At 43.1% G+C, this 11,612-nt stretch carries 15 protein-coding genes and 1 pseudogene; 4 read left to right on the plus strand and 12 right to left on the minus strand.

What is annotated here, in order from left to right; translation table 11 throughout:
• Positions 1-56: 56 nt before the first annotated feature.
• Positions 57-1,595: a group II intron reverse transcriptase/maturase gene (gene ltrA, locus DESPCE1_RS0111835; RefSeq protein WP_019849841.1), complete on the plus strand. Its 1,539-nt coding sequence runs from the start codon at positions 57-59 to the stop codon at positions 1,593-1,595.
• Complete coding sequence (locus DESPCE1_RS24185; RefSeq protein ID WP_172637612.1) at positions 1,564-1,893, plus strand: IS3 family transposase; 330 nt, start codon at positions 1,564-1,566, stop codon at positions 1,891-1,893. The genes ltrA and DESPCE1_RS24185 overlap by 32 nt, the downstream gene beginning before the upstream one ends.
• Positions 1,894-2,001: 108 nt before the next feature.
• Here DESPCE1_RS24185 and DESPCE1_RS0111840 read toward each other — a convergent pair whose 3' ends face one another.
• Complete coding sequence (locus tag DESPCE1_RS0111840; protein ID WP_014794239.1) at positions 2,002-2,175, minus strand: aspartyl-phosphate phosphatase Spo0E family protein; 174 nt, start codon at positions 2,173-2,175, stop codon at positions 2,002-2,004.
• A 176-nt stretch (positions 2,176-2,351) separates the two neighbouring features.
• On the opposite strand from DESPCE1_RS0111840, the gene DESPCE1_RS23300 reads away from it, so the two are divergent.
• Entirely contained in the window at positions 2,352-2,510 is a 159-nt protein-coding gene (locus DESPCE1_RS23300; protein WP_019850590.1) for a hypothetical protein, read from the plus strand.
• Between the two features lie 69 nt (positions 2,511-2,579).
• Here the strand turns inward: DESPCE1_RS23300 and DESPCE1_RS22570 are convergent.
• The 9 genes and pseudogenes from DESPCE1_RS22570 to DESPCE1_RS0111895 all read right to left on the minus strand — a co-directional run.
• Positions 2,580-2,999, minus strand: a pseudogene (locus tag DESPCE1_RS22570) (DNA polymerase IV); the annotation flags it as partial.
• The gene (locus DESPCE1_RS0111850; RefSeq protein ID WP_019850591.1) at positions 2,968-3,267 is read right to left on the minus strand and encodes a hypothetical protein; all 300 of its coding nucleotides are present in this window, start codon (positions 3,265-3,267) and stop codon (positions 2,968-2,970) included. The gene DESPCE1_RS0111850 and the pseudogene DESPCE1_RS22570, both read right to left, overlap by 32 nt.
• Positions 3,268-3,444: 177 nt before the next feature.
• Positions 3,445-4,020 (minus strand): hypothetical protein, encoded by a 576-nt coding sequence (locus DESPCE1_RS0111855; RefSeq protein WP_019850592.1) that lies wholly within the window; start codon positions 4,018-4,020, stop codon positions 3,445-3,447.
• Between the two features lie 108 nt (positions 4,021-4,128).
• The gene (locus DESPCE1_RS23305) at positions 4,129-4,284 is read right to left on the minus strand and encodes a hypothetical protein (RefSeq protein ID WP_019850593.1); all 156 of its coding nucleotides are present in this window, start codon (positions 4,282-4,284) and stop codon (positions 4,129-4,131) included.
• 426 nt (positions 4,285-4,710) lie between these two features.
• On the minus strand, positions 4,711-5,994 hold the full coding sequence (locus tag DESPCE1_RS0111865; protein WP_019849557.1) for an IS110 family transposase: 1,284 nt from the start codon (positions 5,992-5,994) through the stop codon (positions 4,711-4,713).
• Between the two features lie 833 nt (positions 5,995-6,827).
• Positions 6,828-7,307, minus strand: a complete 480-nt coding sequence (locus DESPCE1_RS0111880) for a hypothetical protein (protein WP_014794245.1) — start codon at positions 7,305-7,307, stop codon at positions 6,828-6,830.
• A complete protein-coding gene (locus DESPCE1_RS0111885; RefSeq protein ID WP_019850597.1) occupies positions 7,274-7,618 on the minus strand; it encodes a hypothetical protein in 345 nt (114 codons plus the stop codon). Before DESPCE1_RS0111885 ends, DESPCE1_RS0111880 begins: the two co-directional genes overlap by 34 nt.
• A gap of 5 nt (positions 7,619-7,623) precedes the next feature.
• The gene (locus DESPCE1_RS0111890) at positions 7,624-8,388 is read right to left on the minus strand and encodes a hypothetical protein (protein ID WP_028305549.1); all 765 of its coding nucleotides are present in this window, start codon (positions 8,386-8,388) and stop codon (positions 7,624-7,626) included.
• Between the two features lie 72 nt (positions 8,389-8,460).
• Positions 8,461-9,453, minus strand: coding sequence for a hypothetical protein (locus DESPCE1_RS0111895; RefSeq protein WP_019850598.1), 993 nt, complete (start codon positions 9,451-9,453; stop codon positions 8,461-8,463).
• Positions 9,454-10,269: 816 nt separating this feature from the next.
• Between DESPCE1_RS0111895 and DESPCE1_RS23310 the strand changes: the two genes are divergently transcribed.
• Positions 10,270-10,419 (plus strand): hypothetical protein, encoded by a 150-nt coding sequence (locus tag DESPCE1_RS23310; protein WP_014794248.1) that lies wholly within the window; start codon positions 10,270-10,272, stop codon positions 10,417-10,419.
• Positions 10,420-10,749: 330 nt separating this feature from the next.
• Here DESPCE1_RS23310 and DESPCE1_RS0111910 read toward each other — a convergent pair whose 3' ends face one another.
• Together DESPCE1_RS0111910 and DESPCE1_RS22580 are read right to left on the minus strand one after the other, a co-directional pair.
• Positions 10,750-11,061, minus strand: a complete 312-nt coding sequence (locus DESPCE1_RS0111910; protein WP_019849924.1) for an HNH endonuclease — start codon at positions 11,059-11,061, stop codon at positions 10,750-10,752.
• Between the two features lie 69 nt (positions 11,062-11,130).
• Positions 11,131-11,612: Ltp family lipoprotein (locus tag DESPCE1_RS22580; RefSeq protein ID WP_019850599.1), on the minus strand; the 482-nt coding region annotated here is incomplete at its 5' end.

Genomic DNA, 11,612 nt, shown 5'->3' on the forward strand with positions numbered 1-11,612 from the left:
TGAAAGGGTGCTGACTTATCCTGTGGTATTTCTTGGCAGGAACGGATGGTAAACTTATGAATTTTAGTAATTCAACGACGGATAAAACCGAGAGACTAAAAGACAGAAACACACTTGCTCGTCAATGGGAATCCATTGATTGGGTACAGGTGCAAAATGAAGTTAATAGGCTACAAACCAGAATTGCCAAGGCAACAGTGCAGGGTGACAAGAACAAGGTCAAACGCTTACAGTATCTACTCACCCACTCATTTTATGCCAAAGCCTATGCAGTCAAAAAAGTCACATCAAATAAGGGGAAAAACACCTCTGGGGTAGACAAAAAACTCTGGTCAACCGCAGCGTCAAAGATGAAGGCTGTATTGGCCCTTACAGACAAACACTACAAAGCAAAACCCCTCAGGCGAGTGTTTATTGAAAAGAAAGGCAAAAACAAGAAACGACCCTTGGGAATCCCTACTATGTATGACAGAGCTATGCAGACACTCTACGCTCTGGCACTCGAACCTATAGCTGAAACCACAGGAGACTCCATATCCTTTGGTTTTCGCAAAGGGAGAAGTGCTAAAGATGCCTGTGAACAGATATTTTGTGTACTAGCGAGGCAATGTTCTCCGACATGGATATTAGAAGGAGACATCAAAGGGTGCTTTGACAACATCAACCATAGCTGGTTGCAACAGAATATTCCGATGGACCTAAGGGTCATGAAGCAATTTCTAAGATCAGGGTTCATATACAAGGGCAACCTATTTCCTACCGACACAGGTTCACCCCAAGGAGGGGCCATCTCTAGTCTATATGCCAACATGACATTAGATGGTCTTGAACAACTGATTCAAGACAAATACCATCGAAATTCCAAGGGCAACATAGAAAATCACTATCGCGCTAAGACAAAAGTCAATCTAGTGCGATATGCAGATGACTTTATCATCACTGCAAACACCAAAGAAATAGCGGAAGAACTCAAAGAGATGGTAAGCCAATTTCTTAAAGTCCGGGGACTCACCCTATCGGAAGAGAAAACCATGATCACGCATATAGACGACGGTTTTAACTTTCTTGGCTGGACATTTCGAAAGTTCAAAGGAAAATTGATTGTTAAACCATCAAAGAATTCCATCAAAGCCCTGACAAAGAAATGTGCTACAATCATTTTGAAAGAAGGAAAAGCAAGCAGTCAATCGGAATTAATCCGAAGACTTAATCAAGTTATCCGAGGATGGACCAACTATCATAGACACGTTGTGGCAAGCCGAGCCTTTTCTTACATCAATAACACACTCTATCTCCTTCTGCAACAATGGGCAAAACACCGGCACCCCAACAAAAATAAATGGTGGAGACTTAATAAATATTGGCATGAAAAGAATGGGAAGAGATGGTTGTTCATGACGGATGAATACAGCCTTATCAATTTAAGAAGGATAGATATCATCCGCCACCCTAAGTTGAAGATTTCTCAAAATCCTTTTATAGACAGTGAGTACTTCATGAAGAGAAAAACGAAACTAACGTCACTATTTGCCGCCAGAAATGGTGAAGAAATGCTTGAGCCGTATGAGCGGGAAACTCTCACGTACGGTTCTTAGACGAGGGAAAGGGAGTAATCCCTTTTCTTTAGTCGATTACACTTCCACTGCGTACTTCAACCTAACTAAAGAGTATGAGATTACCCCTTCAATGTCAAGAAGAGGAAATTGTCTCGATAATGCTTGTGTAGAAACTTTTTTCGGCACTTTAAAAGCAGAATGCATTTATAGAAATAAACCTAATACACATTACGAAGCTCGTGCCATGATCGATGAATATATCCAATTCTATAATTATGATCGGATTCAACTCAAAACGAGACTGACACCGCATGAAAAACGATGTCAGTCCGCATAATTTATTGATATTCTACGCTAGGGCTTATCTTTACATATCTAAAGAACTGGGTTCAGTTCAACATCCCCTGGGGTTTTCTCTTAGATCCCCACCGTAAAAGTGAGGTCATCATTCATTCTTAACCTTATCCTTAATGAACTTATAATACGCATTAAGCGCAGCATCGAGCATTTGACTTGCCGCCACTACGCTAGGATCTGTCAGTTCTTTTTCCTCTGCCAGCCTATGCATATCCTCCCGCAATCGTTCGATCTGCTTTAATATCTCATCAAAATTAGTCATTACACTATTCCCCTTTCGGGGATTAGTATGGATGTTTTGAGAATATATTATGATCTAATAACCTCGGGGACCATCCCCGGGGCGTTTTTAATTCAACAAAAAATCCCAAACATCATTCAATGAAATTAGGGAAATACTCTTAGTGTTGCTAACTTTATTTAAAGGAGGGGTTTCTTTTGAGCGAAGATAAAGCAAGAAGAGAAGAATTAGCAAATAAATTTCCCGAAATGGATCAGCGATTTCAAGAAATAAAATCGGAGATAAATGAGCCACAAGTTGAACGATTAGGGGAAACTCTAGAGGAACAAAGAAAGCGGACCAAAAACCCTACCTAATTTGCCCCATTAAAAAGGAGAACTGTAAAGCTCTCCTTTTCTACATCTTATATAGAAACCATTTGCTTATTATAACAGACTCGACATCATTGGGTATTCCTCGTCCTGGACGGTCCCACCAGTCATATAGCTTAGGCCACTGTGTAAAAATGAAGATCTAATTATCGATCCTGAGCCAAAGCGTTCCCTAATCTTATCTATAGCCTGATCCGCTGCCCTCTGTTTAGTGACGTCTCGGTCAAAGATGCTGAGCTGGATAAAATCGTTTGTACAGAGTTCCGAAACTCTGACTCCAAGGTGCCTAAGTGGTTGCCCTGCCCAAAGTTCGTCGAATAGCTCACACGCAACCTTATGAATGTCGTTGGTACAGTCCGTTGGAGTGTAAAATTTCCTCTGATGAGAGGCCCCAACAAATTCATTCGTTCGAATTGAAACCGAAACAAGCCTTGCGCAATACTCAGCTTGCCTTAATCTTGCTGTTTCTACAAGTACGCTTGTGAGCCTGTTTAGACGACTCTTCGACCCTAGTAAGGCGTTCGCCCATGGCATCCATGCGCTGACCTTGTGATCGCTGCTCTATCCGGATGTCATCCACTCCGCGCTTAAGGTATTCCATGTCGGTGCGGAGGGCTGTGTCTAGCTCTGCATCTTTTCTCACTTCGTTCTTAGCCTCCTTTGCCTTTGCCGACCAGCCTAAGATGATTCCAGACAAGGTTGCTACAATTCCAATGAGGGCTGTAATAAGTATAAAATCCAAATGCCTCACCTCTCTTATATGTTATGGACATGTCTCCATAAGGGTGACTGCCCCAGCGCCCTACTCCCCGTCACCTCCTGCGGGTTTCGGGGATAAAAAAAACAAATCTTCAAGAACGCACCCAATAAGAAAAAGCACCCTGCTTAGAGTGCTTTCATATGCCAGTTGTTTATCTTTTTATAATGGCTTAATAGTAAAAACAATACTACCGTTATCTACCTGATAGATATAATCTCCGTTCGCTCCTTCGGCCCCTTCTAGTCTATTCGTATATGGACTATCAAACAGGCGTAACCCATCTGTTATTTCTTCACTCTTGTCCGGATCAATTGTGCCCATTAGAACACCCATCAAAAAGTACATTTTTTTAAAGTCTTCTTCTTTGAGATAATCTGCATTCCCAACTATAGTGATTCTAGTAACTCCATCGTCATTGGTATTTTGAGATATAGATAAAAGACCCCCGGCCTCACGTTCAAATGGATAGTATGATCGGCGCTTCGTTTCTTTACCGCCCGTTTTATCAATCTTCTCTTCTCCGCCTGTTAATTTGTCGTAATTAGCCCCTACCAGTGTTTCGTCGATCATTGCGTGAAGTTCATCCGCGGTGATATTAAAATAATTCTCTCCTGTTTCCTTATCTACCTCACTAGTTATAGTTGTTTGTTTTTGACTTGATGACTTTGCATCCGCTGAGCAACCGAGAAGCAGAGTCATGCATACAAGCAATACCAAGATTAAGATTTTTTTCATCCCGTCACCCTTTCTTTGTGCTCTTTTACTATATCATACCACCTGATGTAAATGCTGGCAATTGCAACCATCACCAGTATTTAATTATCTTTAATAATTGCGGACCTGTTATGCACTCGCCTGCGCATCCATCAAGCCTTTTAGCTCAGTATATTCTTCCGGCTTAATCCGATTGGCCAACAGATATACATCCAATTTGTTCAGCATAGAGCTGTACTCATAGTTTCCGTTTTCAATGACTTGCTTACAAAGTTTATAAATCATAAATATACACTCCCTATAATATCTTTTGATTTTCTTTGAATATCTCGCTTTTTCATAGAATTCCTTACCAAACAAACTAGCTCACCACGGATAGAATTCGCATAGAATGCCTAATTCAGAGAATTTGGGTATAGCAAAGCAAACGTCTGCTTTTTTAGCATATGTTGGCCGTTGTAAACCCATTATTCTCACGGTGGTAAACCTCCCATGTCTAACAGGGTCAAGATGATAAATCCGCCCTAAATTCCTTCGTTCCACCTATCCATGATTGGGTGTCAGTTATGCTCCTCAACCGAGTCTTTGCTCTAATGGTGATTTATCCGACTGACTACCAGCTCTTTTGTCTGCTAGGCTACCTGGATTGTTCACTTCTGCGGTGACGCTTACTCACAGACCGTTTGTTTTTGTGATTTCGCTGCTATTCTGTTACGCTGCTGAATACTCAACTGGACGATGAATATCTTGAATCAGCTTTTTCGGGTCATAGTCTATACCCTTTGTTAATAGGGCATAGAACACCCGAATCAGTTTACAGCTTAAGGCTATTAACGATTGCTTCTTCTTCAGTGGATTCTTGGGCCTTGTCGTATAGTAGGTGTGTATCTCTGCAAACTCTGCGTTTTTGGCGACTAGCGGCATCACTGCTTGAAATAGAATCGCCCTCAACCGCGCTCGACCTCGCTTACTGATGGTGGTCTGTCCCTTGTGCTTGCCCGAGCTACTTTCTCGCAAGGCTAGGCCCGCTAGCTTTTGAATTTGCTTTGGAGAATTAAAGCGTCTAATATCTCCCACTTCGGAGAGAAAACCTGCCACGGTAACGAGGCCAACACCTTTAATTTCAAGCAACTTGGCTACTTCGGGTATCTGACGGCACAACCCATCGATGGTTTCAGTGACTGCCTCATATTGTGCTGTTTTAGTATGATAGTCTTGCAGTAATAGCTGGATTTCCATTCGGGAACAAGACTCTCCTTCGGTGCAACCAATGCTCTTCTGAGCAGCTTCATACAGGCTCTTAGCCCTTTTCATTCCGACTGCTCTCAATTTGTTGTCTCTCCAAATTCGGTTGATTCCTTCTGCTCCAAGTCTTTCAACATCCCTAGGTAGCGGGGCAACTTGCAATACCAGCATGCTACTCGTGGCATCAAACTTTCCAAACACCGTTTCATGCTCGGGAAAGTAGATTTTCAGCCACCGTTGAACACGATTTTTTATACTGTTCATTTCCTTTTGGATGCGCATCCTACAGGCCATTGCTATTCGCAGTTCTGCATAGATTCCTTCCGGGATATAGGGCTCATTGTATCTGCCCTCGATGACCAGCTTAGCGATGGTCTTGGGATCCTTAGCATCCGTTTTGCTGGGGTGGTTGTCATCAAGCTCCTTACTACGCTTTACATGGAACGGGTTGACGAGGACCAGCTTAATACTTTGCTCTTTTAGGTAAGATGCCAGGCTAAACCAGTAATGACCGGTTGGTTCTGCGCCTACCACTATGCATTCCTTTTGTGCTTGCCTTTTTAAACGTTCAATCCATGCATGGAAATCCTTGAATCCTTCAGCGTTGTTTTCAAACTTGAATACCTTGCCCAGCTCGACTCCTCGCCAGTCAAATGCCCTGGCATAATGAAGCTCGCTGGCGATGTCCACTCCGATCACAATACTTCTTTCAGATAGTTGCTTTAGCTTCTCGTTTTGTGTAAAATTCATTTGGGATGACCTCCGTTATTTTGATTGGATTCTGTTGGCCAACAGTCCTTTCAAATTGTAACGTGAGGTCTTCTTTTTGACAAAGATCATTTTTGACTACTACAGGAATGCTCCTTATAAATTTGATATTTCGGCCAGGCATCGAGGTATTCGGTGTTCAGCAGGGTTTGAGCTTGCATTTCATGAGAGGAGGGTGGGGATTCCTCTGGTTTTTTTAACAATAAAATCTGCTCTTACAGACAACATTCTGGGAATATAATTCATATACGTCTCCCATAAAGGATATACTCCCAATGCCTTGCCTAAAGGCAACTGCATTGCGTTGATTATTTAAGCATATGGTTACTTCTCCCTCAAAATCGGGGTAGTGATTACCCTCGTATGACACCACCTTAAATTCAATGAAGTCTGTGCTTTGATGGGCCCTAAGATGATATTCCGGTCTATATAAGTTTTTACTGATTCGTCATCAGAGACTTCGTACACAATTCCGTCCTCTATTATTATCATAATTACCAACTCCCATCTACACGTATCTTGAATACTCAACCCATATAGGGCTTGCCACGGCTATATAGGCGGCCTTTAACGTTGCGACAGTGGTCAGGTACTGAGCAAGAGCCGTTTGGGATGGCATGTTGGTCATCGTCCAATCCGTCTTGGGGGCAACAGTGACCCTGTACCCCTGCGCTCTCAGTAAGTCCGCAAGTGTCTTGCACCATTCACCTACCCGGTTAAGATCAGTGACGTTGTAGCAGCCTTTTAAGGCCGTCGCACTGCCAGGATGGGCTTTGGCGTAGACAACATCCGCCGCTGTCCTATCGTAAATTAGATCATTCACCTTCAATCACCGCCTTTGTTACATAGCCGCCGGACAGATTGATATCCAGGCTTTCGATAATGGCGTCCCTATAGGTGCCGGGTGAAGTCTCGACGCTGGAGGCCAAGCCTGCTCTTTCGGCATCAAGCACAAAACGCATGGTCTGTTTAATTAGGCGCTGGTAATATTGGTAGAGCCTTTCTGCTACGTTCGGGGCCACCGCAGGACTGATCAGGGTAGCCTCTTGGACGCTGATCAGATTCTCTTTCTCTCCGGCAGGCAGTTCTGTCATGCGCCGGGCGTAGGATACTCTGTTGTCGGTATACTTTTTCCCCATAACAACGATTTCGCCAGCGACAGCAACGGATATCCTGGCATAGTTGACATTGGATGCCAGGATAGATGCACCTGATATACTTAGATTTGCCACCGTCTCACCAAAGGTAATCTCATGGGTGCCTACTGGCAAGGTGGCACTGTAGAGCTGTTCCACCTTGCGACATCTTGCCCGAGCTCCGCAGGCACTTCTTCTGAAGGACCTGCTCCGGCGGTAGCGCCACTTCCGGCGGAGGAGTCCGAGGATTGTGTAAGAGTATTAAGCTCATCGAACCCCGCCAAGGCTCCTTTTGCTTTTTTGGCTGCAGCGGCAGATCTATCCCCTGTAGCCTCTGCCGCGTCGCCAATTCCGGCGATAGCAGCCGCTTGATCCTCGACTTGAGCTACAGGTCCCACCACGGCTTTGCCAAAAATGGCCTGTGTGAAATATTTTAGTTTACTGGTTATCTCTTCGAGTTTATTACTCAAAGCATTTAGTACGGGCAGAACCGCATTATAAATGGGCAGGAAAGCCCGCCCAAGATTAAGCTCTGGATATTTTTTAAGCTGGCGATAAACCGCGCCTGCCTTGTTTGCGTATTGTCTGCCAAGGTTTCGCCATAGCGCGCGTACGTTTGCTCCAGGATGGCCGCAAGTCGAATCTGCTGCTGAACTTGGAAATCGAGTTGAGCCCATGATCTGCCGTTAGCGAATTTTTTAAAAGCATCCGTACTTTCAATCATTGCAATATTGGTGTATACGCCCAAGTCTTCAATGGCCTCTGTGGATCCCAACATACCGGACCTAATTCTCTCCGCCGTATCTTGGTAGCTTCCGCCTGTCTTACTGGCTATGATAGCAGCAGCCTGCATTAGTTCCTGGGTGTTATCAGCGGTTTCCTGAGCACTGCCCGAGAAGCTGGCAAGTAGATTTGAAAAAGTTGATCCGTATTTATACGCGTCGGCCCTTGCCATCCCCCAAGCTTTGGATTGAGTCTGTGCCCAAGTGTTAAATGTAATTGAAGCAGAGCCCATGTTTCGGCTTATATTCCCCACGGCGCTCTCAACGCCCATTGCCATAGCCGTGGAATCTTTTATAAGTTTTCCAACCGCCAGGTTGCCAAGAACGGCGCCAACTGCTTTCATAGAACGGCTTATTTTATCCTGAAAACTGGTTAATTGCGTTTGTGTTTTATTATGCGCCTTGGTTATGCTGCTAAAATCCGCACCGCCACGGACTATAAAATTACTTCCGGCCATCTTACTCCTCACCTCCCCCAGGGCATAAGAAAAAAGCACCCGAGGAAGGTGCTTTTTATAGTTCAACTAAATTTAATTTAAATCATCTACTGCATCAGTAAAGGCGTCCATATACTGTTCAAACTTTCCTGTATCGAAAGAATTACTGGCATCATTTGCGACAGGCGGAGTACCCTTAATTTGATCATATAGCCTATCTATCTCTGGGGATAACCTTCCCCATATTGATTTTATTTGAGAGTATTGTTCCTCGGCCAATCCGCCGATAAAACTATCATAATCTGTCTTCTTCTTCATTGTAGCATCAAGTTGTTCTAAGGTGAATTCAATATCAAGCGTCTGTCCTGTGCTGCTTTTTCCTCTTGCTACGTAGTGTTGGATATCAACGAATCCTTCATTCCAAACTTTTCCTATTAACCAATTGCGCATCTCTTGTAGTTTACCTATGTCACTATCTCCATTGCTTCCATTGTTTCCATTCATGTTGGCTGAAAAACTAACTAGCCCACCTGTTAGAGCGTCAGCTAATACGTCATCCCCTACAATTTTCCATCCTTCTTCGCCTTTAGAAAGATTAATGCCTACTGTTTTCGTTACGGTTTTGGTTTCGCTACTTACGAGGTTTGTGAATATTTCAAAAGACTTTTCATCTAGTTGCTTTTCATCTAATCCACTAAATGCAAGAGGAAGGAGTTGTGAGATAAACCCAGCCATCACGTTGCTCATATCTAGATTAGTAATTTCAGTTTTGACAACAGCAGTTTTTTCTTCTTCTGATGACTCTAAAATCTTATATTCAATATTTTTAAAGATCATCTTGGACATATCTTCCGACTTCTTTTCGTCTTCAGTATCTAGGCTTTTTGTACTGCCCGCATTAACAAGCTCATTATAATCAATGTACTTGGATGCTGTTTCGGTGTCGGCGGCCTTAATGGCATTAAGTGCCTTTTTTACAGATTGTTCTGCTGTTTCACCTTTTTTAGCCGTTACACCTTCTCCACCACACCCCGCAAGAAATAGGACTAAAGGAACGAGTAAGAATAAGGAAAAGAATTTTTTCATTTATGCACCTCCATACTGCATATGGTAACACATCCTAATTATGGAGCACAATACTTATTTTTCTATCTCCCCTTTAGTCCCTCCGCCAAATATCAAATCACCTCCTCTTTTCTCCACTTCGACAAAAAGGAATAATATTCCTTCTATTCCAAATATATTCCCCTATCCCCCCGCACCCCTCGCCATGAACATCTCATGGACATGCTGAATAGTATAAATTAAAGCACCTCTTATTCTTACAGGAATCTAAATAAAGAGGTGAAGTATATGCTTTCTGGCTTCTTAGGTTTTCTTGCAATGCTGCCACAAATATTTGTATCTTTGCTGGTAATACTAATCGGCCCCATTGAAAGTCTATAACTGTTTTGGCCTAGGTATTTATGCCTAGGCTTTTTTATAGATGTATGCCCCTATTCCCCCGCATCATCCGATCAGCCCATCCATGCTCCCTTTGCTCCTCGTATAAAAGCAACGCTTCATCCTTGCACTTCTTTCCGTCCCACCGGCGGCAGTTCGCACAATACTCTTTTGCGTTTGCCTCCACAAGCTCATATAATCTACATCTGCACAACTGCATCACCGCCTTGCTTATTACCATATTGTGGCAATTTCTACTGACTAATCATAAACTGTAGTATCTTCGGATAAAGGAGGAAATTCAAATGGCATTTGGTCTTGACGGTGCTGCTTGTGGAACAGGAAAAGGACACTTAGGTGCAGGAATTGCAATCGTAGTCGTAATCATTCTTCTGCTTATTGCTATGGGTATAGTATTCTAAGCTTAACTAAATCAAACAGTTAGAAGGAGGAAATATCATGTACGGAATGGGTTACGGCGGAATGGGCGGAGCATGTTGCCCTCAACCTGTCGCTCCAGTTTGCGGCGGCGGATTTGGCAGTTTTATCGGCGTAGGAATTATCGCTATTGCAATCTTGATTCTTATTGCGTTAGGCGTAATCTTCTAAATCTATAAAAAAAGGCCAGGCGAATTGCCCTGGCCTTTTTGTTGTTATAGGCGGCTAGTATATATTTCACCTAGCCGCTTTAAATGAAAAAGAGGGAACTGTAATACGTTTAGGCTTCTGGTTGCAAGCGGACCTGATACAATCTATGCATTTCACGAGGACATAGTTACATTTCCCATGAAGAAAGGTAATGGAAAAGGGCCCCGCGTTTAGCAGAACGCTGAGCCCCAAAGAAGAGAAGGAGAAAATATAAGCGGACCCAGCATCGAGTTCCCATCTGTATGGGCACCTGCCGTGCAGTCCGCTTCTCAAATATTTCACACTATCATATTACCACGGATAAGGCGTCAAAGTGTGCCATTTTTGTGCCACTATGCAATCAGCCCATACCGGACGGCAAACTTTTTCCGGATGCTCCTCATTGTGACAAGCAAGACATAAAGTCACCAGATTACTATCTATCAAAGCCAGCAAGGGAAACTCCCTTAAGTGCTTAATGTGATGCACTGATTCGCCCTTGCCAACTCTGCCCTCTGCCTTGCATTTCTGGCACTCTATATTGTCTCGACGCAGGATATCTCTCCGCATTCGTCGCCATGGCCTGTTGTTATAAAACTTATCGCCATCACATACCGCTAACATTTTTATACCTCCTTGTATTTAAAAAGACACCCTTTCGGATGTCTGAATGTACTTGCTATGTATAATTTATTAAAGCCCTATTTGATCTACAGCATAAACCGCATCTTCGTTACTAAAGCCTTCGTATTCTAATTGCTCTATTAGTCCGCTTCTAGAGAAAGAAGTGTAATCTAAATAATCATTAGCCATGTTTACCGCTTGCTCTTTCCAATCGACACTTATTTTATTTACAGCATAAGTGGCATCCTCATTGCTAAAGCCCTCATATTCTAGTTGTTCTATTAACCCACTTTTAGAGAATGCAGTATAATCTAAATAATCATTAGCCATAGCCACTGCGTTTTTTTGTGATAGAGTTTCAGTAACCTGTTTTTCTGGTTTTTTAACGGGATTTTCTTCTTGGAAGCCTTTTTTCTTTTCTGCTTTCTCTATGATCGTAGCCGTGATTGAAGGCATCCCCACATTGTTTTTGTCACTGTATACCCCCCATATCTCTACGTTGTCGCCCTCTGATACCTCAGCAGAAGAAAAATTGGTTATTGAGTACATCC

The organism is Desulfitobacterium sp. PCE1 (assembly GCF_000384015.1).
GTDB lineage: Bacteria > Bacillota > Desulfitobacteriia > Desulfitobacteriales > Desulfitobacteriaceae > Desulfitobacterium > Desulfitobacterium dehalogenans.

Excerpts from the sequence above, each read along its gene's own strand:
- DESPCE1_RS0111895 (WP_019850598.1), bottom strand. The coding sequence starts at position 9,453 with ATGAAAAAATTCTTTTCCTTATTCTTACTCGTTCCTTTAGTCCTATTT.
- DESPCE1_RS0111910 (WP_019849924.1), bottom strand. The coding sequence starts at position 11,061 with ATGTTAGCGGTATGTGATGGCGATAAGTTTTATAACAACAGGCCATGG.
- DESPCE1_RS24185 (WP_172637612.1), top strand. The coding sequence starts at position 1,564 with ATGAGCGGGAAACTCTCACGTACGGTTCTTAGACGAGGGAAAGGGAGT.
- DESPCE1_RS0111890 (WP_028305549.1), bottom strand. The coding sequence starts at position 8,388 with ATGGCCGGAAGTAATTTTATAGTCCGTGGCGGTGCGGATTTTAGCAGC.
- DESPCE1_RS23310 (WP_014794248.1), top strand. The coding sequence starts at position 10,270 with ATGTACGGAATGGGTTACGGCGGAATGGGCGGAGCATGTTGCCCTCAA.
- DESPCE1_RS23305 (WP_019850593.1), bottom strand. The coding sequence starts at position 4,284 with ATGATTTATAAACTTTGTAAGCAAGTCATTGAAAACGGAAACTATGAG.
- DESPCE1_RS0111865 (WP_019849557.1), bottom strand. The coding sequence starts at position 5,994 with ATGAATTTTACACAAAACGAGAAGCTAAAGCAACTATCTGAAAGAAGT.
- ltrA (WP_019849841.1), top strand. The coding sequence starts at position 57 with ATGAATTTTAGTAATTCAACGACGGATAAAACCGAGAGACTAAAAGAC.
- DESPCE1_RS0111840 (WP_014794239.1), bottom strand. The coding sequence starts at position 2,175 with ATGACTAATTTTGATGAGATATTAAAGCAGATCGAACGATTGCGGGAG.
- DESPCE1_RS0111855 (WP_019850592.1), bottom strand. The coding sequence starts at position 4,020 with ATGAAAAAAATCTTAATCTTGGTATTGCTTGTATGCATGACTCTGCTT.